Raw genomic sequence first — 22,775 nt, forward strand, 5'->3', positions numbered from 1 at the left:
AGGGCTTTAGCTCGGTTCACTAGCCCTCATTCTGCCTTTCTCACTCCCCATTTCTTACCTAACACGACGTGTATAACACTCCTTTTCATGACCAGCCGCTTGATAACCTGGCCTTCTTGGTAACCGGTGGGGCCGGCTTTATCGGCTCTAATCTGGTGGAATACCTGCTGAAGTACGGCGCCAAAGAAGTACGCGTGCTGGATAACTTCTCGAATGGCTTCCGCAAGAATGTAGCCTTGTTCGAAGGTAATCCGGCTCTGCGCGTGATTGAAGGCGACATCCGGGACCGGCAGACCTGCATTGATGCCTGTCAAGGCATTGACGTGGTGCTCCACCAGGCGGCTCTAGGTTCCGTGCCTCGCTCCATCAATGACCCCATTACCAGTAATGATGTGAACGTAGGTGGGTTCGTGAATATGTTGGTGGGCGCTAAGGAAGCGGGTGTGAAGCGCTTCGTATACGCGGCCTCGTCCTCTACCTACGGTGACCATAAGGCCCTGCCCAAAGTTGAGGACCGCATTGGCAAGCCCCTCTCGCCCTACGCCGTGACCAAATATGCCAATGAGCTCTACGCCGACGTGTTTGGCAAAACCTACGGCATGGAGATTATTGGGCTGCGCTACTTCAATATTTTCGGCCCGCGCCAGGACCCCAACGGGGCGTATGCAGCCGTTATTCCGCTCTTTATCGATGCCGTGCTGGAGGGACGTCCGCCCCGCATGAACGGCGACGGGGGCCAGACCCGCGACTTCACCTTCGTGGAAAACTGCGTGCAAGCCAACATCAAGGCGGCGCTGGTGCAGAACCCGGAGGCCGTGAATCAGGTGTACAACGTGGCCGTGGCCGACCGTACCTCGCTCAACGACCTGTTCAACATTCTGAAGGAAGAAGCCGGCTCCGACATCACCCCCGAGTACGGCCCCGACCGTGCTGGCGACATCCGCGACTCCCTGGCCGACATCAGTAAGGCCAACAACCTGCTCAACTACCAGCCTCAGATTCGTATTCGAGAAGGCCTGCAAAAAACCCTGGAATGGTTTAAAACCCATCAGGAGTTTATTGCCGAGCGAAACTAACTACTTACTCAACAGCGCAGTCAGCGCCCCAGACATACCGCCCTCCCCATGAAAGGTATTATCCTCGCCGGCGGCTCCGGCACCCGGTTGCACCCGCTTACCCTGGCCGTGAGCAAGCAGCTCATGCCCGTCTACGACAAGCCGATGATTTATTATCCCTTGTCGATTTTGATGATGGCCGGCATCAAGGATATTCTCATCATCACGACGCCCCACGACCAAGAGCAGTTTCGTAAGCTCCTCGGCGACGGCCAGAACCTGGGTTGCAACTTCCAATACGTGGTGCAGGAAGTACCTAACGGGCTGGCCCAGGCCTTCGTGCTCGGCGCCGACTTTATCGGTGACGATAAGGTAGCCCTAGTGCTCGGCGACAATATCTTCCACGGTGAAGGCATGGAGGAGTTGCTCAAAGCCAATAACAGCCCCGACGGCGGTGTGGTATATGCCTACCACGTGCACGACCCGGAGCGGTATGGGGTAGTAGAGTTTGACCAGAATAACAAAGCCCTCAGCATTGAGGAGAAGCCCAAGCAGCCCAAGAGCAACTACGCCGTGCCAGGCCTCTACTTCTACGATAACGAGGTAGTGGAAATTGCCCGCAACCTAAAGCCCAGCGCCCGCGGCGAGTACGAAATCACCGACGTAAACCAGGAATACCTGCGCCGGGGCAAGTTGAAAGTGGGCATCTTGGGCCGGGGCACGGCCTGGCTGGATACCGGTACTTTCGAGAGCCTGATGCAAGCCGGTGAGTTTGTGCGGGTAATTGAACAGCGGCAAGGCCTGAAGGTTGGCTCTATTGAAGAAGTAGCGTACCGTCAGGGTTTTATCGACGCCGACCAATTGCGCAAAATTGCCGAGCCCCTGCGCAAAAGCGGCTACGGCGACTACCTCATGCACCTGCCCGAACAACTGGTAGTGAAAGGCTAGCGCAGTAACTGACTCGCAAACCCAACGGCCCGGTCCTCTAAGTTGAGAACCGGGCCGTTGGGTTTGCTACCGGCTGGTAACGTGAGCTGTTGTCAAGAGTCTCGCTTAAAATACAATGCCTGCCCCGAGTGCTACCAGCACAATCAGGTAGGAAGGCACCCGGTCCCAGAGGAGCACCAGAAAGGTAGCGGCAATCAGAATCAGGTTGACGGAGGTATCGGGCAAGGGGTGGTAGAGCAAAAAAGTGGCGGCGCACACCAACCCGGCCGATACGGCGTTGATGCCCTCCAGCGAGGCCTTGATAACCCGGTAGCGTTTCAGCTGATCCCAGAAGCGAATCAGGAAGAAGATAAGCAGTGTGCCGGGCATGAAGATACCTACGGCCCCGACTAAGGCCCCCAGCAGTTGCCCATCCAGGCCGCTACCGTCGCGCCGCATGGCTAGGGCTCCAATGTAGGCGGCAAAGGAGAAGTTGGGGCCCGGCAGCGCCTGTACCATACCCAGCCCCGACAGAAACTCCTCGGCCGTGAGGTAGTGCTTAAACTCCACGAACTCGGTGTAAAATAGGGGTGCTAGCACCTGCCCGCCCCCAAACACGAGGCTGCCGTTGCGGTAGAAGTTCTCGAACAGGCGCACGGGAGCAGCTGAGTGTACTGGCCCAGCACGGCCGCCCCCACAAACACACCCAGCCACAACACAAAGTTCGACCACTCAATGCGCAGGGGCACCTTGGGCTCCTGCGGAAGCTTCCGGTAGCGGAAAGTAGTTACCAACCCACCCAGCAGCAGCAGCAACGGCATCAGCCAGGGCACCTGAAACTGGTACACCAGCATGGCAGCTACTACCATCAGGGCCACGGAGGTCTTCGTGTGAATTACCTTCTCGGCAATCTTGTAGGCGGAGTACGCCACAAAGCCGATAGCTACCGGCTGTACATACTGCACCAGTCGGGCCACTTGGGCTTTGTCTAAATAGCTGATGGTCAGACCCGCGGCAGTCATGATGCACACCGCTGGCAGCATCCAAACCAAAAGGGTGAGGTAGGCTAGGTTAGGTCCGCCCAGCCGGAAGCCGATGGCGGTAATGGTTTGGGTGGAAGTGGGGCCGGGCAGAATTTGGCACAGGGCCGTGAGTTCTAGCAGCTCGGCGGCCGTCAGGTAGCGGCGCTTATCCACCAGTAGGCGCAGCATCATGGCCAAGTGCGCCTGCGGCCCGCCAAAGGCCGAGAGCCCCAGGGCGGCCACGTCCTTGAGGAAAATGATGTTGCGCACCCGCTTTACCCGTTCCGAACGGCGAGAAGGCGGGGCCAACTGAATATCTTCTTGCGGAATCAAGGGCGAAGGCAAAGGCGGGTGGCTACCGAACAAGGAAGCGGAAAGCCGCCGGAAAAACAACCGGCCCCGGCTACATAAAGCAGTCGGGGCCGGAAAGTTAGCTGTGTTCTTCCGAGGAAGGCGGAAAGTCTGGTAGTATCATTGAGTAAACCACCTAACCTTTCTGCCCCGCTCGAAAAGACAATCGTAATTACTTTTTCTTCAGGCCCAACTCAATCAGGCGCTCATTCAGGAACTCACCGGCGGTAATGTCGGCCTCCTTCTTGGGGTTGTCGGGGGTTACGCAACTCTCCAGGGCGGCCAAGCTCATTTCCGAGCGCGGGTGCATGAAGAAGGGAATGCTGTAGCGCGAGGAGTTCATTTTCTCGCGGGGCGGGTTTACCACGCGGTGAATGGTGCTCTTGAGCACGCCGTTGGTTAGGCGCTGCAGCATGTCGCCTACGTTTACCACAATCTGGTCGGGTAGGGCCGTAATCGGAATCCACTTCCCGTCGCGGCGCAGCACCTGCAGGCCATCGGCTGAGGCACCCATCAGCAGGGTAATCAGGTTAATGTCGCCGTGTTCGGCGGCGCGTACAGCGTCGGCGGGTACAGCGTCGGGGTTTTCGATGGGGTAGTAGTGAATGGGACGCAGAATGCTGTTGCCGTTGCGCACCTTATCGTCGAAGTAGTTCTCGGGCAGCTGCAGGTACAGGGCAATGGCGCGCAGCACATCTTTGCCGGCGGCCTCCAGCGTTTTGTACGTAGTCAGCGAAGTATCGGCGAAGCTGTCTACCTCGTTGGGCCAGATGTTGTCGGGGTATTCCGACTTAATGGGGTCATTGGCATCGTCCACTTCCTGGCCGACGTGGTAGAACTCCTTCAGGTCGCCGGTGTTGCGGCCCTTGGCGTGCTCCTTGCCCTTGCTTACGTAGCCACGCTGGCCCGCTAGCTCCGGCTTTTCGTACTGGCGCTTTACGTCGTCGGGCAGCGAGAAAAAGGACTTTACATCGGAGTAGAGCTTCTCGGTCTGCTCGTTGGAAAGACCGTGGTTTTTGAGGGCTACGAAGCCGATGTTCTGGTAAGCTTCGCCGAGTTGTTGTACGAAGCGGGCTTTGCGCTCAGGGTCACCGGAGCGGAAATCAGCCAAATCGAGGGAGGGAATTACCTCCAGCAGCTTTTCTTCCATTGTGAAGAGAAAATGGTACTTGTGGGGGGACGGTACGAGGGGCGCAAGGTACTCAAAAAATGCCCGAAGTGCCCAGTTCTGCCTCCGGTCCGAGACACATCGGGGTGCAACTGTTACCTTTAGAACTGAGTCTGGTAGCGTTGGGTTTCGGCAACCTAATTTTCCCCTCAGTCGGCCAGGTTGGCTGGGTGGCAGGAAAAACCAGTACCCGCGGTGGAAGTAGCCGGGGCACAATTTTCTTTTTTAACAAGGAATTAATAAAACTCCGGGCTGATAGGCGGTACTTTTAAGGCCGCTTTCCCCGGCCCCGAAACTTCCGGCCGGTTCAGGACGTCTTGAGGACTCTGGACGTCCATTTAACAGGAGGTATCTCCCGAAAGCTTTTGTTTTGGCCTTGATTGTATGAACGTTACTAAGTTACTGTTGTCGCTGGGGTTGGTTGTCGGGGTGAATACATTGGCTAGGGCGCAACACGCCGTGTGGGCGGCGAAAATTGTAGCCGTCTCGTCGCAGAAAACGGAAGGCAAGGAGCCCTTCTCGCCGGAAAAAGTATTGGGTGAGCCAAATGCTACCCCGCTGGGCCAGGCCAGCAATGAGGCCTGGATTCCGAAAAAGGAAAGCAACAACGAGTTTATCGAGGTGCGCTTTGGCAAGTCGCTGGTAGCCAAGCAAGTGACGGTCGTGGAAAACTTCAATCCGGGCTCCGTTTCTAAAATCGAGCTGGTGGACACCCGTGGAGCCAAGCACCAGGTGTACACCAATGACAGCCCCGGGCCCGTGCCCGAGCAGTTTCGCTCCCTGCAAGTCACGTTCTCGCCGGGTACGTACCGCACCATTGGGGTAGTAGTTACCATGAACACCAAGGCCGTGAACGGCGTCAACCAGATTGACGCCATCGGCATTGCCGATGTGGCCGAGACGATGGTGAAAAAGGAGTTCAAGAACGAGCAGCCCGGCGTGACCTTCGATTCGGCCATGGTGAACCTGGGCCCCAACGTCAACTCCAAGTATGTTGACACCCACCCGGTTATCTCGCCCGATGGTCGGACGCTGTTTTTTGCCCGTCAGGAAAGCCCGCAGAACGTAGGCGGCGCCAAAGACGTGCAGGACGTGTGGTACAGCAACCTGAGCAACCCCCAGAAGAAAACCTGGAACCAAGCCAAGAACATCGGTAGTCCCATCAACACCACCGGCCCCAACGGACTGGCCTCGGTGTCGTCGGATGGTAATACGGCCGTACTGATTAACGTGTACAACCCCGACGGCTCCCTGGACCCCAAGGGCTTGAGCTTGGCCCGACGCACCAAAACCGGCTGGAGCCAGCCCGTCAAGATTGAAATCGAGGATTTCTACAACAACGACGAGGAAAACGTGGATTACTACCTCGCTACCTCGGGTAAGGTGCTGCTCATGGCCGTGGACCGGCGCGACGGGCAGGGCGAGCAGGACATCTTTGTGAGCTTCATGAAGGCCGACGGTAAAACCTGGAGCAAGCCTAAAAACCTTGGAGCCAACATCAACACCAAGAAGCCCGAGTTTGCCCCCTTCCTGGCCGCTGATGGCAAAACCTTGTACTTCGCCTCGGAGGGCCACGGTGGCTACGGCAAGAGCGATGTATTTTACTCCAAGCGCCTCGATGACAGCTGGACCAACTGGACCAAACCGCGCAACCTGGGCGCCAGCGTAAACTCCCCGACTTTGACGCCTATTACACCGTATCGGCGGCGGGTGAAGATGCTTATTTGGTATCGGCGCGCAACGGCATTGGCGGCTCCAAGGACATTTTCCGCATTAGCCTGACGTCTACCTTCCGCCCGGAGGTCGTAACCCTGGTGCGCGGCAAGGTGCTGGATGCCGCTTCCAAGAAGCCGGTGGCCGCTACCATCCGTTACGAAAACCTATTGACCGGAGAGGAAATTGGGGTGGCCGAAACCAGTCCCATTGACGGCTCTTACACCATTGTACTGCCCTCGGGTGCCCACTATGGCTACCGGGCCGAGGCCAAGGACTACCTCGCCGAATCGGACAACCTGGACGTGACGGACCGCCAGAAGTACTCGGAGGTAAACCAGGACTTGTACCTAGTGCCCTTCGCCGTAGGCCAGAGCATCAAGCTGAACAACATCTTCTTTGCTCAGAGCAAGTACTACCTGCGCGAAAACTCCTACCCCGAGTTGCTGCGCCTAGTGCGCATCCTGAAAGACTATCCGCAGGTAGAAATCAAGCTGGAAGGCCACACCGACAACCAAGGCGACCCACAACTAAACGTGAAGCTCAGCCAGGACCGCGTAAACGAGGTAAAGAAGTACCTGGTTAGCAAAGGCATCAGCGGCAACCGGATTACCACCGAGGGTTTCGGCGGTAGCAAGCCCATTGCCAGCAACGACCAGGAAGAAACCCGCAAGCTCAACCGCCGGGTAGAGTTCCGGATTACGAAGAAGTAAGGCTCTTCTCACGCTGCAAGGAGCGAGAAGCAATAAACCCACCTAGCATCCTGAGCTTGCAAAGGATGCTAGGTGGGTTTGGGGTTTTATAGCTTTAGGTATTAGCTACTGATTTAGCTCAGCCGGCCTTCGTCGCGGCCGGGTTTGGTGCTGCCGCTTTGGCCGCCGGGGTTAGCAATGGAGTCGCGCATGTCAGTGTCTGACTGCATGTTGCGCATCTTGTAGTAGTCCATCACGCCGAGGTTGCCGGAGCGGAACGCTTCGGCAATGGCCTTGGGAATCTCGGCTTCAGCTTCTACTACCCGCGACTTGGCTTCCTGCGTTTTGGCGCGGTTTTCCTGCTCCATCGCCACGGCCATGGCGCGGCGTTCCTCGGCCCGGGCTTCGGCCACGCGCAGGTCGGCGGAAGCTTGGTCGGTTTGGAGCTTGGCCCCGATATTTTCTCCGATGTCCACGTCGGCAATGTCAATGGAGAGAATTTCGAAGGCGGTGCCGGCATCAAGGCCCTTGCTGAGCACCAGCTTGGAAATCTTGTCAGGATTTTCGAGCACCTCTTTGTGGGAGCGGGACGAGCCGATGCTGGTCACGATGCCTTCGCCCACGCGGGCCAGAATGGTTTCCTCGCCGGCCCCGCCCACGAGCTGGGCAATGTTGGCGCGCACCGTAATGCGGGCCTTGGCAATCAGCTGAATGCCGTCCTGTGCCACCGCCGCCACATTGGGCGTATTAATTACCTTGGGATTCACGGAGGTAGTCACGGCCTCGAACACGTCGCGCCCAGCCAAGTCAATGGCCGTGGCCTGCTTGAAGCTAAGCGGAATGTTGGCTTTATCGGCCGAAATCAAGGCTTTGATAACGCTGGGAATGTTACCGCCAGCCAGGTAGTGGGTTTCCAAATCGTTGGCTGTCAGCTCCAAGCCCGCTTTAGTGGAAGTAATCAGGGAGTTGACGATAAGGGAGGGCGGCACCTTGCGTACGCGCATGAAGGCCAACTGAAACAAGCTAACCCGCACTCCCGAGAACAGCGCCGTAATCCAGAGGCTGATAGGGAAAAAATACAGAAACACCAGCAGCACAATGCCACCGACAACAATCGGGAAGAAGGGGAAGTCCATGCGAGATGGGAAAAGGGAAGAAGGGTAGTGCCAGACGGCAACTAACAACCAAAAAATGAGAACGTGGCCGCTGCTTAGGCCACGCCTTCTACTACAATGCGGTTGTGCTCAATGCCCAGCACCCGCACCTGGGTACCGGCGGGCACAAATTCGCCGCGCGTGGTTACTTCGCGCCGGTCATCGTCGAAGAGTACCGTACCAGCCGGGCGCAGGGCCGAGAGGGCGCGGCCGGTGGTACCGGGCTGCACATCGGGGTGGCGCACATCCTGCACGCGGGCGTGGTTGACGTTGGTTAGGGCCACCCGGTTGATGGCCCGGGGCCGCAGCCCCAGATACACCAGCACCCCGATAGCCACCGTGGAGCTACCCAGCAGAATGTGGCCGGTAGTAGCGCCTAGGTCGCGGTAACTAAACCAAATTCCGGCCGCCAGCAGGCCAAATCCTACCAGCCCTACCACGGTAGTGCCCGGAATGAAAATCACTTCGGCTACCAGAAACAGCAGGCCAAATACAAGCAGCAGCGCAATCGTGAGCCAGTCCATAACGGTAGGAGATTAGGTTGAGAAAAGATACGCAGAAGCTGGCTCAGTGGCACAGGAAGTTTAGGCAGCGGCCCGCGGCAACCTCACCCTGACTGGCGCGTTAGCAGAAACTATGAGCCGTGCATTTACTAAGGAAGACGATTCGCTGGAGGCCCCCATTATTCCACCCCGCGCCGCCCTGCCGCCGGGTACGCCCAACTACGTCACCCCCGAAGGCTTGGAACTGCTACGCCAGGAGTTAACGGCCTTGGAAGCTGAACGCACCTTAGCCGAAGCCAACCGGGAAAACGATGCCGACCGCACCCGCCGCCTCACCGTGCTCAACGGCCAACTCAGCGCCCTCAACTCGCGCCTGGCCAGCGCCAAAGTGGTAGACCCGCGCAGCCAACCGGTTAAGGAAGTGCGCTTCGGCGCTACCGTTACGTTGCGGCCAGTTGGCGGCGGCAACGCGTCTGAGCGGCGCTTTACTATCGTGGGGGTAGACGAAGCGTCAGTCGCGGCGGGCAAAGTGGCTTTTGTTGCCCCCATTGCCCGCGCCGTGCAGGGAGCCAAGCTAGGCCAACGCGTGCAGGTACGGCTCGGTGCCAAGGCGGAGGAAATGGAGGTAGCAGCTATCCGCTACGGGCAGGACTAAGCGAGCCTATTTATGGGTAGGGAACCTGCCGGCGGCTCCGGCGTACTACCGCGCATGATGCAACAACGCGAAGTAACCGACTCTCATAATACTACCTGGACCTGCGTACAAGCTTACGCCGGAGTAGAAACCGCCGCCACAGCCGAGGCCGTGGAGCGCAGCGCCACCAACCAAGGTGGGGTAACGGTGGTATGTACTCCTCGCGGCGGCGCCCAAACTGTGCGTCTGGAGCTGGCTTCCGATTGGCAGCAAAACCTGTCGGATGAGGAGTTGCAGCAAGCCATTGCCGCCGCCCGGTAAAAAGAAAAGCCCCTCATCCTAAGCACTGCTCAGGATGAGGGGCTTTTTACTTGCTACTCAAGGTAGCTTTAGTAAGCGCGGGCGAAGTGGGCGCGGCGCGTGGAAGGCTTGCCCGTCACGATGCAAACGCCTTCTTCCTCCGGCTCAGCCAGGGCCAGGCAGCGGATGGTGGCCTTGGTTTCCTCCTTGATGCGCTCCTCGGTTTCAGAGGTGCCATCGTAGTGGGCCACCACGAAGCCGCCTTTGCCATCGAGCACTTGCTTGAACTCCTCGTAGCTTTCCACGCGGGTAGTGTGTTCCTCGCGGAAGTTGAGGGCCCGGCGGTAGATGTTCTGCTGAATGTCCTGCAGCAACTGGTCCACGCTGTTCACGATGTCCGAAAGGGGTAGGGTCAGCTTCTCCTTGGTGTCGCGGCGAGCTACTTCCAGGGTGCCGGCGTCCAGGTCGCGCATGCCCACGGCAATACGCACGGGCACGCCTTTCAGCTCCCATTCGGCAAACTTGAAGCCGGGGCGCTCGGTGTCCCGGTCGTCTACCTTCACCGATATGCCGCGCTCAATCAGGCCCATTTGCATGGGGCGGATGCGCTCCATCAGCTCGTCGAGCTGGCCGGTTTTGTAGATGGGCACAATCACCACCTGAATCGGGGCCAATTTGGGGGTAGCACCAGGCCTTCATCATCAGAATGAGCCATAACCAGGGCGCCCATGAGGCGGGTGCTCACGCCCCAGCTCGTGCCCCACACGTACTCCAGGCCGCCGGCCTTGTTGGCGAACTGCACGTCAAAGGCCTTGGCGAAGTTCTGACCCAGGAAGTGAGAAGTGCCCGCCTGCAGGGCCTTGCCATCTTGCATCAAGCCCTCAATGCAATAGGTTTCCAGGGCGCCGGCAAACCGCTCGTTTTCAGTTTTTACCCCTTTCACTACGGGTAGGGCCAGCCACTCTTCGGCAAACTGGGCGTACACCTCCAGCATCTGGCGGGTTTCGGCCAGGGCTTCCTCGGCGGTAGCGTGGGCCGTATGGCCTTCCTGCCACAGGAACTCGGCGGTGCGCAGAAACAAGCGGGTACGCATCTCCCAGCGCACTACGTTGGCCCACTGATTGATCAGTAGCGGCAGGTCGCGGTAGCTCTGAATCCAGTTTTTGTAGGTGCTCCAGATGATGGCCTCCGAAGTGGGGCGCACAATCAGCTCCTCTTCTAGCTTGGCGTTAGGATCAACGCGCAACTTACCTGGCTTGTCGGGGTCATTCTGCAGGCGGTAGTGCGTAACGACGGCGCATTCCTTGGCGAATCCTTCGGCGTTTTTTTCCTCCGCTTCAAACAAGCTTTTGGGCACGAACAGCGGGAAATACGCGTTCTGATGGCCAGTGCGCTTGAACATATCATCGAGGGTGCGCTGCATCTTTTCCCAGATGGCGTAGCCGTAGGGCTTAATCACCATGCAGCCCCGCACGGAGGAGTTCTCGGCCAAACCAGCACGCTTTACCAACTCGTTGTACCACAGCGAGTAATCTTCACTGCGCTTGGGCAAACTTTTGCTCATATTCAGAGTATCTTAGAGGTAGTGAAAAAGTTCCTTTTTTTGGTACAAGATTTGTCGCACAAAAAAGGGCACCGTTTCGGGTCCAAATTACGTTATTAAATTCGGAGGTGAAGGCCCGTTTCTGGTCCTGGCGCCGCCGGGTCATCTTCGCTCTTCATCTTCCGGATCATTCCTTACGCGCAAGCAGCCATGAAAAAATTATTTCCATCCGTGTTACCCGCCATGGCCCTGCTTACGCTAGGAAGCTGTGCGGGCACATCGGCCCTCACCTCCACCACGGAGACGGACGGTGTTTATTATTCCCAGGACCGCACGACGGCCGTGCAAACTACTACTGTAGCCAGCACCGAAGAAACTACCGATACGAGTGGCGACGTAGCCAACCCCGACTACGCCGGGCCTACTAGTTCCCGCTCCAGCGGCAGCTCAGAGTACTACGATGACGATTACTACGCAGCCCGCCTGCGGCGCTTCCACCAGCCCTCATACCGGGGCTTAGGCCTAGGCTACTATGATTTCGCCTACACCGATCCTTTTTGGTACGGTGGCCCGGCGTATTCTTTCTACGACCCCTTCTATAGCCCGTACTGGGGTCTGGGTTCCTACGTGAACATCAACATTGGCTTCGGCCGGCCTTGGTACCGTCCGTGGGGTGGCTACGGCTATAGCCCCTACGATTACTACAGGTACAATCCCTACGGTTACGGCTTTGGCCGGCCCTGGGGCGGCTACTACGGAGGCGGCTTTGGTAACTACTATGGCGGTGGCTACTATGGTGGTGGCGGCTACGGCGGGGGCGGCTACTTTGGGGGTAGAGGTTATGACCGAGTGCAACGCTCCGTTGTGACGGGCACCCGCAGCCAGATGAACAGCACCACGGGTGGCGTTACGGGCAACACGCCTCGCGCCACAACGGGTAGCCGCACGCGCAGTGACATGGCCGAAAGCGGTTTGGTAGCACCCGGCGCCAGCAATTCGGCGGGCGTTACTGCCACGCCTGCTGCTTCGCCAACGGGCGGGCGGGGGCGCTACCGGGAAACCTTACCTACCGACAGGGCTCAGCCTACTTCGCCTACCTCAACTGAGGGTCGGGTAGCGGAGGCTACACCCGCTACCACTGCGCCGCCCGCGCGCCGGTGGCGCGTACTCAGCGAAAACAACACGGGAGCCGCCACGGAAGCTGGCACCGAGCCCACCCGTAGCCGCCGCGCCTGGGATAATACGGCGGGCACGCGCAGCCAGGCTAGCGAGGCCGGCGGAACCGTTGCGCAGCCGCGTCGGGAGCGAGTGTACCAGCAGCCTACCCGTACCTACTCTGAGTCTTCGGGCTCTTCGGAATCGAGCCGCTCGTACTCGCAACCATCCCGCTCATACTCTGAGCCCTCACGTTCTTACTCCCAGCCTTCCCGCAGCTTTGATGGCGGCGGCAACAGTGGCGGAAGTAGCGGAACCCGCAGCAGCGGAGGCGGCGGAAGCAGCAGCGGCGGTCGGGGCCGGGGTAACTAAGTAACCGGGCCCTCGGGCAACTCATTTTTATTTTATGTGTAACGCCGGCTCCAAAGGGAGCCGGCGCTTATTCTCACCCACATGAAAAACCTGAAATATTACCTGGCCGCGGCGTTGCTCGGCCCGGCTAGCTACGGCTTTGCCCAAAGCGCATCGGACGCGCTGCGCTTTTCCCGTACGCAAATTGGCGGCACGGCGCGTACCCTGGGCATCGGGGGCGCCAGCTCCGCGGTGGGTGCCGACTTCGGAAGCATCTTGACTAACCCGGCGGGGCTAGGCCTGTTTCAGCGCTCAGAAATCAGTTTCTCGCCTGGGTTTGGTTCTAGCAATATCTCCACTCAAGCCTTTGGTACCAGTAGCTCCGACTCGCGTAACTACCTGCAAGTCGGAAGTTTAGGTATTGCCTTTTCTGGCCGCCGGCCCGATGGGGACAACCCTACCCCGTGGCGCGGTGGAACCTTTGCTTTTGGCCTGAACCGCATCAACGACTTCAACCAGAACCTGCGCTACTCTGCTACCCCGCCCCTGGACCAGGATATTCTGGAGCGGCTTAATAATGTGCCTCTTGATCAGCTAACGATTCTGGACGACCTCGCCTACGAGGCCTTGCTAACGGAGCGGGATGATGAAGGAGCCTACATTCCAGGGGACTACGACGCGACGGGTCAGCTCACGCAACGCGAGACTATTCAGCGCAGCGGTGGCCAGACGCAGTTTGACTTCGGCTACGCGAATAGTTACCAAGATAAGCTGTACGTAGGCGGAGCCATTGGCATTGTGAGCACACGCTACAACGTGGTATCTACGCTAACAGCCACTGACCCAGCGGCGCCTAGCAGCGCCCCCGGCACTGCCTTTGCCAATCTGAATTTGCGGGAAAATATTCAAACCCGCGGCACAGGTATTAATGCCCGCCTCGGGGTCATTTACCGACCTAACGACGTCTTACGTTTGGGCGCTTCGGTGCAGTCGCCTACCTACTCCCAACTGGTCGAAACGTACAGCGCTTCCCTGGACGTAGCCTACGATACACCTATTACGCTGCCAAACGGCAGCACCTTCTCCTCGGGCAACGCCAACTTTCCGGCCGAGGATTTGGGTTACACCCTCACGTCGCCTTTCCGGGCTACGGGGGGCGCGGCGCTGGTGCTGGGTAAATATGGTTTCGTGAGTGCCGACGCAGAATACGTGAACTACGGGCAGGCTCGTTTTGGCTACGATGACACTGACACCAATAGCAGCGGCGTAGATCCTACCGACTTGGGCCCTACCAACGATGCCATCAAGCAGCAGTATCAGTCGACGGTAAACCTGCGGGTAGGTGGGGAACTGCGCCTCGATATCTTTCGGGTTCGGGCCGGCTTCGCCCACTACGGCGACCCGTACAAAAACAACAGTCGTATAGACCGAAGCCAGAATTTCTACACAGGCGGGCTAGGGCTGCGCCAAAAGAATTTTTTCCTGGACGTAGCCGGGGTATACTCCTCGGGCAACCAAGTATACACGCCCTACGAGCTAGCGAATCCGCAAAAAACGCCTGCCATCGATGTGGAGGACAAGCGGTTCACGACTACCCTCACGGCCGGCTTCTTATTCTAGCGCCTGCTATATACTATGCACCAATACAAGGGGCTCCTCATTCAATGAGGAGCCCCTTGTGTTAGTATGGACCCTGGCGCTACGTAGGCTCCGGGCCCGATTACTTGCTGATTCTAACTTCCAGCACCAGCGTCGGGATGCCGGTGGTGATGATGTCCTGCACCAGCACCAAGCCGTACTTGCTGTCAGGGGCTGGGGTTTGGAAGGCAATAACTTGGCCTTTGGTCAGCGTTCCTGTGCTGGTAGTGCGCGGGGTAAACTCGGCACCCTGGGTAAAGGCCGTGGTGAAGGCGGTAAGAGTAGCGGCACCCGAAAAAGCCGCCGCGTTTAGTGATGTCCGCCGGATCAGCGTGCCGCGGCGCGTGCTCCATTTCAACCCCAACGTATCATCGAGGGCAGTGGCTAGGGTAGGGGCTCTGGTGCCACGCGCAGGCAAGTATACAAGGTCGACAATAGCTTGATTCGCGGCTAGGCTGTGCACCGAAAATTTAGGGAACACCAGCCCTTCGCGCAGGGCTAGGAAACTGCGCCGGCCGAAAGTTCCTCGCGCCGGCGCCTGGACTGGCACGGAGTAACTATGGTAAGCCTGGGCCGAATCAGAGCGACTGTAGCGCAGGCGTAGGCTGCGCTTGCCGCTGCGGCCTTCTTCGTCGGTGGCCTCGTAGCGCCACACCTCCAGCCCGGCCGTGGTGCGCGAGCTTAGCACGTGCTCAAACGCCACACGGTTTGCATTGCTGGTGGCCGGGTTCAGCACCGAATCAAGATAGGTGTAGGTGCGCGGCCTCAGGTTGTTCAGTTCGTCAGTGGTAGTAGGATAGATAATGGGCTCCGGCACAGGCAAGTATTCCGCCGTGATGGTCAGGCGCGTAATCGGACTGTCATCGGCTTCCGCGAACATCTTGACGGCCACGGTATCCCCGGCTCTGGTGAGGCGGCGGTCGGCGGTACTGAAGCGGGAGCTCCCGATTAAATCAACGCGTGGCCCCGACTCCAGGCCCGGCTCGCAGGCCGTGAACAGGGCGGGAAATAGCAGCAGAACTAGAAAACGAAAGCGCATAGCCACGAAGGTCGGAATTTGGGCCTGATTAGTTAGCAGCAAGGGCAAACGCCCTGGCGGAACGGTCGGGAGCGGGGCACGGTTCAGCCAGAAACCCCGGCCACGTGCAACCATGCTGCCCGCATTTCCTACCTTAACGGCTGATTCCCGCCGACATTTTACCTAACCCCGCATGAATTTCCGCTCCCTGGGCCTGGCCCTGTTTCTGACGACGGCCAGCCCGGCCGTGCTACCCGGCAGCGCGCCCGCCGCATTTGCCCAGCAAAAACAAAACATTACCCTCGAAGACATCTGGCAGAAAGGCACCTTTCAGGCCCGTTCGGTGCCCGGCTTCAACTGGATGAAGGATGGCCGCTACTACTCCTCGCTCAGCCAGGGCAACCTGGTACAGAACGACGTGACGACCGGCCAACCCGTGAAAACTTTGGTCAATGGCGCTGATCTGAAGCTGCCCGGCCAGAGCCAGCCCCTCGACGTGGACGGTTACAGCTTCAACGCCGATGAAACCAAAATCCTGTTCAGCACCGATACCGAGCCGATCTACCGTCGCTCTAGCAAGTCGTACTTCTTCGTGTACGACCAGGGTAGTAAGCAACTGGTGCCCCTAAGCAAAACGGCCGGCAAGCAGCTCTACGCCACCTTCTCGCCCGACGGGAAGCGCGTGGCCTTCGTGCGCGACAACAACCTGTTTGTAGTCGATTTGGCTACCATGCAGGAAACCGCCGTGACGACAGACGGAGCCCAGAACCGCATCATTAACGGCGGTACTGATTGGGTGTACGAGGAGGAATTCGAGTTTGCCCAGGGTTTCCAATGGTCGCCCGACTCCCGGCAGCTGGCCTACTACACCTTCGATGAAACGGAGGTGCCTGAGTACAACATGCAGGAGTGGGGCCCGCTCTACCCCAAAGACTACCGCTATAAGTACCCCAAGGCTGGCGAAAAAAACTCCATCGTGAGCATTTCAACCTATGATGTGGCCGCCGGCAAAAACACCAAAATGGACGTGGGCCCGGAGCGGGACCAGTACATTCCGCGCATCATCTGGACCCAGACGCCCAACCTGCTCAGCATCCGGCGCATGAACCGCCTGCAGAACAAGCTGGAGATTCTGCACGCCGACGCTGCTACCGGCAAAACCACGGTAGTCCTGACCGATACGGACCCGGCCTACGTGGAAGTAAACGACGATTTGCGCTACCTGGCCGGTGGCAAGGAGTTCCTGTTCAGCAGCGAAAAGGACGGTTACCGCCACCTCTACCTATACAACATGAACGGTAAGCTGACGCGCCAGCTGACCAAAGGCAACTGGGAAATCACCAGCATTGATGGGTTCGATGAGAAGAAGGGCCTGGTGTACTTCACGAGCACCGAAGCCTCGCCCCTGCAGCGCCACCTCTACCGCGTAGATTTGAAGGGCAAAGGCAAAACCCGCCTCAGCGAAGCCGGCTCCGGCAACGACGCCGTGAACATGAGCGCCGACACCCGCTATTTCCTCAACTACCACTCCCAGGCCGGTGAGCCCCAGGTAGTAAGCCTGCGCAACGGTCAGGACGGTAAGCTGGTGAAAGTGCTGGAAGACAACGCCGCCCTGCGCCAGAAGCTGACCCAATACAACCTGGGCAAGCTGGAGTTTATCAACTTCAAAACGGCCGAAGGGGTAGAGCTGAACGCCTCGGTGCTGAAGCCCGCTAACTTCGATGCCAGCAAGAAATACCCCGTGCTCATGTACGTGTACGGCGGCCCCGGCTCCCAGACCGTGAAGGACGATGTGGGCGGCGGCATTGCCTTCACTAACTACCTCTGGCACCAGTTGCTGGCCCAGAACGGCTACATCATTGTGAGCGTCGATAACCGCGGCACCGGCGCCCGGGGCGCGGCCTTCAAGAAAAGCACCTACGCCAACCTGGGCAAGCTGGAAACCATTGACCAGGCCGAAAGCGCCAAGTACCTGGCTACCCTGCCCTACGTGGACAAGTCGCGCATTGGCATCTGGGGTTGGAGCTTCGGGGGCTACATGACGGCCCTGGCCATGACCAAAAACGCCGATATCTTCAAGATGGGCGTGTCGGTAGCACCCGTAACCAACTGGCGTTACTACGATTCCGTGTACACCGAGCGGTTCCTGAAAACACCCCAGCAGAACCCCCAGGGCTACGACGACAACTCGCCCGTACAGTACGCCGACAAGCTGAAGGGCAAGCTCCTGCTAGTGCACGGCACCGGCGACGACAACGTGCACTTCCAGAACTCGGTAGCCTTCACTGAAGCCATGATTAAGGCCAACAAAGACTACCAGACGCTCTACTACCCCAACCGCAACCACGGCATCTATGGCGGCAACACCCGCCTGCACCTCTACCGCCAGATGACGGATTTCGTGCTGAAGAACTTGTAGGGCCTCACCCCCGGCCCCGCAACTGCTTCATGCGCAGTATCCCGTGGAGAGGGGGAGTCAGACGTAGGCCGTTCTACGCAGCACTTTCGGCTCGCGCCTCAAGCACTGCTACCTCTTTGTACCTGTAACGCGAAGTTCCACTTCGCGACCCACCTGAATGGCACTCACACGAGGACTGTTCTAGCGGGTCGCGAAGTGGAACTTCGCGTTACATAGCATAGGCTTCACCCCCATGTAGAAGCCGGTAGCTGTTCCGGAGGCGCGAGCCGACGGGGCGGCGCTGCCGGAATCGTCAGGCTCCCCCTCTCCACGGGAGAGGGGGCCGGGGGTGAGGCCCTACGACAATGCCTGCGGGGCGGTGAGCCGGCACCGGCAGGGCGGGTTTTGTCCTGGGGCAGGGCACAAACTCCTGGTTGTCGTTGGGAGGTAGCAGAATGCGGCCGGCTTGCCAGTCGGCTTTGGCTTGCTCAATACGCTCCCGCTTCGAGGACACGAAGTTCCACCAAATGAACCGCTCCCCTAGTGGCTCGCCGCCCAGCAGCATCAAGGTACTGGCCTCACGAGCTACTAGCACCGGGTCGATGCCGGGGGTGAAGACCAGCAGCTGGCCGGAGCCGTAGCTGCGGCCGTTCACTTCTACCAGCCCTTTGGCCACGTAGGCGCCGCGCTCGGGGTGGCCGCGGGGCAGGCCAAACCGGGCCCCGGGTTGCAGCACCACGTGCAGGTAGAACAGCGGCGAATGAGTGCGTACCTCATTGCGCAGGCCGAAGGCGTCGCCGGCAATCAGGCGCATCCACACGCCGGATTCCGTGAAGATAGGCAGCTCCTGGGGCTGGTAGTTAGTGAAAGCGGGGTCAGTTTCCTCGTCTTTTTCGGGCAGGGCCACCCAGGTCTGAATCATTTCCAACGCTCCGCCAGCCAGGGCGGCCGGGTCCTCAAACCGCTCAGAGTGGGCAATGCCCGAGCCGGCCGTCATCCAGTTGACCTCACCTGGCCGAATAATTTGCTCCACCCCGAGGCTGTCGCGGTGCGTGACCTGCCCCCGAACAGGTAGCTAACCGTACTCAGGCCAATGTGGGGGTGAGGCAGTACATCCAGCTCGGGCAGCTTTTCCGGGGCGAAATTAACTGGCCCGGCGTGGTCCATGAAAATGAAGGGGCCTAGCATGCGGCGCAGGCGGTAAGGCAGAATGCGGCGCACCTCAAAGCCGGGGCTCAGGGCCGCTTGGCGCGCATCAATAACAAGGTCGAGCATACGCGGAAAGGCTAAAAGAAAAGGACTTGGCCGTAGCAGCAGACGCTCTGCCGGGCCGCAGAAGCAAAGATGAATAGAACTAAACCTATTTTCACTCAACTATTTAGCAGAAAAGCGTAACCTTGGATCAATAAAACCGGTGTTTACCGCGTAGAGTGACCCTATGCCGATGTCTACCCCAATTCGTCTCCTTTTTCTGAGCATAACCGGTACGCTGCTAGCAGCCTGTCAGCCGGAGCGCACCGCCCAACGCCCCGAGCCTGCCGCTGCTCCCGCTCTGGCCGATTCCCTAGCCTACGATTCTCTGGCCCAGCCCGTAGGCGCTACCCCCGTGCGCCGCGACTGGCACCGTCTGGAGCAGCCCACCAGCCGCCGGGCCCCTTTGATTGTGTACCGGGGCAGCACCCGCCGGCCCGCCGGCTTGGGGCCGAAGCGCCGCCCGCCGAAGCCCGCCTTCATGACCTGACCCTGAAAGCCAGCGAGTATTTCCAGATTGACCCCACCAAGCCTGCCGAAGTGCGCGGCCGCGAAGGTACCGTTGTCCGCATTCCGGCCGGCTCTCTGGTGGATAGCCGCCAGCGGCCCGCTACTGGTGCCGTGTGGGTGGAACTCAAAGAGTGCTACGCCGCTTCCGACATGCTGCTCTCTAACCTGCTGACCGAAACGCTAGCTGGCGCCCCCCTGGAACTGACCGGGGCCGTGCTGGTACGAGCCACGGCCGCAGGGCAACAGCTACTGCTGGCAACTGGTCGCAGCTTGCAGCTAGAGTTAGCCGGCGGCCACTCGGCGCACCCGCTTTTCTACGGGCAAGCGGCCCCAGCCGCGCCAGTGCGGTGGCTGGAAAGTGAGACTTCGGCTACCGCTGCGGCTTCGGAACAGATATACACCACGGCCCAGCAGATGCCCCGCTACGGCCAAGGCCCCGCCGATATTAACCGCCTGATTCGCTACCCCCGCCAGGCCCAGGAGCGCCAGACGCAGGGACTGGTCTTCGCCTCTTTTGTGGTGGATGAGGCCGGCCGGGTTCGGGCGCCCCGCATCCTGCGCGGCCTCGGCGACGGTTGCGACGAAGAAGTGCTGCGGGTGCTGCGCCAAACCTCCGGCCGCTGGACCCCGGGGCAGCAGGATGGACGCTTCGTGAAGGTGAAAATGGTTTTGCCCATTCGCTTTAATTTTCAAGCTGGTATGGCCTCGGCCCCGGAGCCGGCCGCTTTGCCTGAGCCAGCGGAGGAAGAGGAAACCCTGGCTGCTTCGGATGAACTGGCCCCGGCTCCAAATGCCTTGCAGCCCACCAAGCTGGGCTGGCTGGCCGTGGGGCAGCCGTGGGCCGGGTCGGCGGCGGCGCTCTACGTGCCCTCCGCTACCCCCGCCGACGGGGACCATACCACCGTGCGCCTGCTCATTCCGGGCCGCCGCATAGTGCTGGCTGGTACTCCCCAGGACGCTGGCTACCAATTTGCTACGGCTCCCAGTGGGGCGGCCGTGGTAGTGCTTGGGTTACGCTACGAAAACGGCACGCCCTTCCTGGCCCGCCGGGAGGCTACCACCGGCGGCGCTCCTTCCGATACGCTGCACTTCCAGGAAACCACCCTCACTGATCTGGAAGCTGCCCTAGCCAAGCTGGACTAGCTGACATAAAGCTCTCAAGCAGATTTTTTCGGGTAAAATGACGGCTTAGCTACCGGTAAAGAACCAACCGAAGTTTTTACTCTGAACACGGCCAGCTAAAAGCACTTTTGAAGTAGGCCGTGCACTCCCAACTGGGCCGACAGGTAGGGCTGGCCCGCCAGGGCAGAATTGGTATCTTGCCTGACGTTTTTCTACTGCACCATGGGACTGCCCGCTACACCACTATCCTACGTTTCGCCTGAGGACTACCTCGAAGCCGAACGCAAAGCTGAACACAAACACGAGTACTGGGACGGCGAAATCCGGGCCATGTCTGGGGCCAGTTTTGCCCACAACCGGATAGCCGCCAATCTTGGGGTGAGATTCACTTCCAGCTCAAAGGCAAAAACTGCTCGGTGGTGGGCAGCGACCAGCGCGTGCAGGTCCTGAGTGAGTCCACGTTTGTGTATCCAGACTTGACGGTGGTCTGCGGTCAGCCTCGATTTGAGGATAACACCAAGCCTGATACGCTGCTTAATCCCACGTTGCTAGTAGAAGTACTGTCGCCGACTACCAAAAGCCACGACCGGGGCGACAAATTCTTTCTGTACCGTCAGATTCCGGGCCTGCAGCAGTACCTGTTGCTTGACTCCCAAAGCGTCCACGCCGAGTTGCACACCCGGGATGAGCAAGGGCGCTGGATTCTCGTTGAAACCTCTGACCGTCAAACAGTCCTGGAATTGAGTAGCATTAATTGCCGCATTGCCTTGACGGATGTCTACGCGGGTGTGTTAGAAGGGTAGAAAGTCCCTTTCTTAGAGCTTCACGCACACGTTCTGCGCCTCAGTGAAAAAGCGTAGGGCTTCCAGGCCGCCTTCCCGCCCCAAGCCGGAGTTTTTCATGCCCCGAACGGCGTGCGTAGGTCGCGGTGCAGCCAGGTGTTTACCCATACCACGCCGGCTTGCAGCTGGTGGGCTACCCGGTGAGCCCGAGCTAGGTCACGGGTCCAGACGGTGGCGGAAAGGCCATAGTCAGTGCTGTTAGCCCAGGTTAGGGCTTCTTCTTCGTGGTCGAAGGAGTAAGCGTAACAACGGGCCCGAATATTTCTTCTTGGTTCACGCGGCAGTCAGGGGCTAGGCCTTCGAATACCGTGGGCTGCAAAAAATAGCCCTCGGCGCAACGACCGGGTACTTGCACCCGCTGTCCGCCCGCCAGCAGCCGGCCGCCTTCCTGGTGGGCTAAGTCGATGTAGGAGAGAATCTTATTCAGGTGTGCTTCGCTAACAATGGCCCCTTGCCGGGTGCTAGCCTCCAGCGGGTCACCAACGGTCAGCGCCTGCACCTGGGCCAGAAAGGCGGCTTTGAACGGCTCGTACACGCTGCGCTCCACGAAGATGCGTGAGCCACAGAGGCAAATCTGGCCCTGGTTGGCGAAGGAGCTGCGGATGCTGGTTTGCACGGCGGCGTCCAGGTCGCAGTCGGCGAAGATGAGGTTAGGGTTTTTGCCGCCCAGTTCCAGGGAAAGTTTTTTGAACTGCGGGGCGGCCGTGCGGGCAATGTGGACCCCGGTAGCCGTGCCGCCGGTAAAGCTGATGGCCTTGATACCCGGATGCTCCACCAAGGCCTGGCCAGCGCCCGGACCCGTACCGTGCACAATATTGAGTACTCCCGCCGGTAGCCCGGCCTCTCGGCTTAACTCGCTGAGCAGAAAGGCCGTGTAGGGCGTGACTTCCGAGGGCTTGGCTACCACGCAGCAGCCGATGGCCAGGGCTGGTGCTATTTTCCAGGTAAAGAGGTAGAGCGGTAAGTTCCAGGGCGAGATGCACGCCACTACGCCCACCGGATGGCGTACCGTATAGTTGAGCGCCACGCCTTCCTGCAGATAGGTTTCAGTGGCAAAATGCTGGGCAGCCGTGCCGAAAAAAGCGAAATTGCTGGCCGCTCGCGGAATGTCCAGGGTGCTGGCCAAGCTCAGCGGTTTGCCATTGTCCTGACTTTCGGCCTGGGCCAGGGTTTCCAGGTTCTGGTCAATCAACTCCGCAAGGCGCACCAGCCGGCGGCCCCGTTCTTCGGCCGGTAGGGCCCGCCAGGCTGGAAAAGCGGCCGTAGCGGCCTGCACCGCCCTGTCCACGTCAGCCGCATCCGAGTCGGGTACCTGCCCGAACACCTGGCCGGTGGCGGGGTTGAGCAGGGGCAGGTATCGGCCGGCGGCGGGTGGTTGAAGCTTGCCGTTGATGAAGTTGCAGAGCTGCAGCATGAGCAGAAGGGCGT

At 59.4% G+C, this 22,775-nt stretch carries 18 protein-coding genes and 4 pseudogenes; 12 read left to right on the forward strand and 10 right to left on the reverse strand.

Features of this window, described 5'->3' with window-relative positions:
- The first annotated feature begins 68 nt into the window (after positions 1–68).
- Positions 69–1,076, forward strand: coding sequence for an SDR family oxidoreductase (locus tag MUN84_RS12480; protein WP_244694384.1), 1,008 nt, complete (start codon positions 69–71; stop codon positions 1,074–1,076).
- A gap of 48 nt (positions 1,077–1,124) precedes the next feature.
- Positions 1,125–2,003 (forward strand): glucose-1-phosphate thymidylyltransferase RfbA, encoded by an 879-nt coding sequence (gene rfbA / locus MUN84_RS12485; RefSeq protein ID WP_244694385.1) that lies wholly within the window; start codon positions 1,125–1,127, stop codon positions 2,001–2,003.
- A 105-nt stretch (positions 2,004–2,108) separates the two neighbouring features.
- On the opposite strand, the gene MUN84_RS23830 is transcribed toward rfbA, so the two are convergent.
- The 3 genes from MUN84_RS23830 to MUN84_RS12495 form a co-directional block, all read right to left on the reverse strand.
- Entirely contained in the window at positions 2,109–2,639 is a 531-nt protein-coding gene (locus MUN84_RS23830; protein WP_317238925.1) for a chromate transporter, read from the reverse strand.
- Positions 2,576–3,337 (reverse strand): chromate transporter, encoded by a 762-nt coding sequence (locus tag MUN84_RS23835; protein WP_317238926.1) that lies wholly within the window; start codon positions 3,335–3,337, stop codon positions 2,576–2,578. Before MUN84_RS23835 ends, MUN84_RS23830 begins: the two co-directional genes overlap by 64 nt.
- A 190-nt stretch (positions 3,338–3,527) precedes the next feature.
- Entirely contained in the window at positions 3,528–4,505 is a 978-nt protein-coding gene (locus tag MUN84_RS12495; protein ID WP_244694386.1) for an isopenicillin N synthase family dioxygenase, read from the reverse strand.
- 402 nt (positions 4,506–4,907) lie between these two features.
- On the opposite strand from MUN84_RS12495, the gene MUN84_RS12500 reads away from it, so the two are divergent.
- Positions 4,908–6,305, forward strand: coding sequence for a glycoside hydrolase (locus MUN84_RS12500; protein ID WP_244694387.1), 1,398 nt, complete (start codon positions 4,908–4,910; stop codon positions 6,303–6,305).
- On the forward strand, positions 6,248–6,949 hold the full coding sequence (locus MUN84_RS12505; RefSeq protein ID WP_244694388.1) for an OmpA family protein: 702 nt from the start codon (positions 6,248–6,250) through the stop codon (positions 6,947–6,949). Before MUN84_RS12500 ends, MUN84_RS12505 begins: the two co-directional genes overlap by 58 nt.
- Positions 6,950–7,062: 113 nt before the next feature.
- Here the strand turns inward: MUN84_RS12505 and floA are convergent, their stop codons facing one another.
- On the reverse strand, positions 7,063–8,064 hold the full coding sequence (floA, locus tag MUN84_RS12510) for a flotillin-like protein FloA (RefSeq protein ID WP_244694389.1): 1,002 nt from the start codon (positions 8,062–8,064) through the stop codon (positions 7,063–7,065).
- Positions 8,065–8,138: 74 nt separating this feature from the next.
- Positions 8,139–8,606, reverse strand: coding sequence for an NfeD family protein (locus MUN84_RS12515; RefSeq protein ID WP_244694390.1), 468 nt, complete (start codon positions 8,604–8,606; stop codon positions 8,139–8,141).
- A gap of 112 nt (positions 8,607–8,718) precedes the next feature.
- Between MUN84_RS12515 and MUN84_RS12520 the strand changes: the two genes are divergently transcribed.
- Together MUN84_RS12520 and MUN84_RS12525 are read left to right on the forward strand one after the other, a co-directional pair.
- Entirely contained in the window at positions 8,719–9,240 is a 522-nt protein-coding gene (locus MUN84_RS12520; RefSeq protein ID WP_244694391.1) for a GreA/GreB family elongation factor, read from the forward strand.
- Positions 9,241–9,294: 54 nt separating this feature from the next.
- Positions 9,295–9,540, forward strand: coding sequence for a hypothetical protein (locus tag MUN84_RS12525; RefSeq protein ID WP_244694392.1), 246 nt, complete (start codon positions 9,295–9,297; stop codon positions 9,538–9,540).
- 68 nt (positions 9,541–9,608) lie between these two features.
- Here the strand turns inward: MUN84_RS12525 and proS are convergent.
- Positions 9,609–11,083: pseudogene (gene proS / locus MUN84_RS12530) on the reverse strand (proline--tRNA ligase).
- A gap of 189 nt (positions 11,084–11,272) precedes the next feature.
- On the opposite strand from proS, the gene MUN84_RS12535 reads away from it, so the two are divergent.
- Both MUN84_RS12535 and MUN84_RS12540 read left to right on the forward strand, forming a co-directional pair.
- Entirely contained in the window at positions 11,273–12,589 is a 1,317-nt protein-coding gene (locus tag MUN84_RS12535) for a hypothetical protein (RefSeq protein WP_244694393.1), read from the forward strand.
- 81 nt (positions 12,590–12,670) lie between these two features.
- A complete protein-coding gene (locus MUN84_RS12540; protein ID WP_244694394.1) occupies positions 12,671–14,188 on the forward strand; it encodes an OmpP1/FadL family transporter in 1,518 nt (505 codons plus the stop codon).
- A 100-nt stretch (positions 14,189–14,288) separates the two neighbouring features.
- Here the strand turns inward: MUN84_RS12540 and MUN84_RS12545 are convergent, their stop codons facing one another.
- Entirely contained in the window at positions 14,289–15,287 is a 999-nt protein-coding gene (locus MUN84_RS12545; RefSeq protein WP_244694395.1) for a hypothetical protein, read from the reverse strand.
- A 130-nt stretch (positions 15,288–15,417) separates the two neighbouring features.
- On the opposite strand from MUN84_RS12545, the gene MUN84_RS12550 reads away from it, so the two are divergent.
- Positions 15,418–17,643 carry a S9 family peptidase gene (locus MUN84_RS12550; protein WP_244694396.1) on the forward strand — a complete coding sequence of 742 codons (2,226 nt, stop codon included), beginning with the start codon at positions 15,418–15,420 and terminating at the stop codon, positions 17,641–17,643.
- 353 nt (positions 17,644–17,996) lie between these two features.
- Here the strand turns inward: MUN84_RS12550 and MUN84_RS12555 are convergent.
- Positions 17,997–18,897 (reverse strand): annotated as a pseudogene (locus tag MUN84_RS12555) (pirin family protein); the annotation flags it as partial.
- A 163-nt stretch (positions 18,898–19,060) separates the two neighbouring features.
- On the opposite strand from MUN84_RS12555, the gene MUN84_RS12565 reads away from it, so the two are divergent.
- The 3 genes and pseudogenes from MUN84_RS12565 to MUN84_RS12575 all read left to right on the forward strand — a co-directional run bounded on the left by MUN84_RS12565 (position 19,061) and on the right by MUN84_RS12575 (position 21,308).
- The gene (locus tag MUN84_RS12565; RefSeq protein ID WP_244694399.1) at positions 19,061–19,363 is read left to right on the forward strand and encodes a hypothetical protein; all 303 of its coding nucleotides are present in this window, start codon (positions 19,061–19,063) and stop codon (positions 19,361–19,363) included.
- Positions 19,364–19,413: 50 nt separating this feature from the next.
- Positions 19,414–20,526: an energy transducer TonB gene (locus tag MUN84_RS12570; RefSeq protein WP_244694400.1), complete on the forward strand. Its 1,113-nt coding sequence runs from the start codon at positions 19,414–19,416 to the stop codon at positions 20,524–20,526.
- Positions 20,527–20,727: 201 nt separating this feature from the next.
- A pseudogene (locus MUN84_RS12575) lies at positions 20,728–21,308 on the forward strand (Uma2 family endonuclease).
- Positions 21,309–21,320: 12 nt separating this feature from the next.
- On the opposite strand, the gene MUN84_RS22995 reads toward MUN84_RS12575, so the two are convergent.
- Positions 21,321–21,455 (reverse strand): hypothetical protein, encoded by a 135-nt coding sequence (locus MUN84_RS22995; RefSeq protein WP_262920512.1) that lies wholly within the window; start codon positions 21,453–21,455, stop codon positions 21,321–21,323.
- A pseudogene (locus tag MUN84_RS12585) lies at positions 21,404–22,761 on the reverse strand (aldehyde dehydrogenase). Before MUN84_RS12585 ends, MUN84_RS22995 begins: the two are co-directional and overlap by 52 nt.
- Positions 22,762–22,775: the final 14 nt, after the last annotated feature.

This window comes from Hymenobacter sp. 5516J-16 (assembly GCF_022919335.1).
GTDB classification, from domain to species: Bacteria; Bacteroidota; Bacteroidia; order Cytophagales; family Hymenobacteraceae; genus Hymenobacter; species Hymenobacter sublimis.

Coding starts and splice junctions, on each gene's coding strand:
- rfbA (WP_244694385.1), top strand. CDS start 1,125: ATGAAAGGTATTATCCTCGCCGGCGGCTCCGGCACCCGGTTGCACCCG.
- MUN84_RS12495 (WP_244694386.1), bottom strand. CDS start 4,505: ATGGAAGAAAAGCTGCTGGAGGTAATTCCCTCCCTCGATTTGGCTGAT.
- MUN84_RS12500 (WP_244694387.1), top strand. CDS start 4,908: ATGAACGTTACTAAGTTACTGTTGTCGCTGGGGTTGGTTGTCGGGGTG.
- floA (WP_244694389.1), bottom strand. CDS start 8,064: ATGGACTTCCCCTTCTTCCCGATTGTTGTCGGTGGCATTGTGCTGCTG.
- MUN84_RS12515 (WP_244694390.1), bottom strand. CDS start 8,606: ATGGACTGGCTCACGATTGCGCTGCTGCTTGTATTTGGCCTGCTGTTT.
- MUN84_RS12520 (WP_244694391.1), top strand. CDS start 8,719: ATGAGCCGTGCATTTACTAAGGAAGACGATTCGCTGGAGGCCCCCATT.
- MUN84_RS12525 (WP_244694392.1), top strand. CDS start 9,295: ATGATGCAACAACGCGAAGTAACCGACTCTCATAATACTACCTGGACC.
- MUN84_RS12535 (WP_244694393.1), top strand. CDS start 11,273: ATGAAAAAATTATTTCCATCCGTGTTACCCGCCATGGCCCTGCTTACG.
- MUN84_RS12540 (WP_244694394.1), top strand. CDS start 12,671: ATGAAAAACCTGAAATATTACCTGGCCGCGGCGTTGCTCGGCCCGGCT.
- MUN84_RS12550 (WP_244694396.1), top strand. CDS start 15,418: ATGAATTTCCGCTCCCTGGGCCTGGCCCTGTTTCTGACGACGGCCAGC.
- MUN84_RS12565 (WP_244694399.1), top strand. CDS start 19,061: ATGCCGATGTCTACCCCAATTCGTCTCCTTTTTCTGAGCATAACCGGT.
- MUN84_RS22995 (WP_262920512.1), bottom strand. CDS start 21,455: ATGGGTAAACACCTGGCTGCACCGCGACCTACGCACGCCGTTCGGGGC.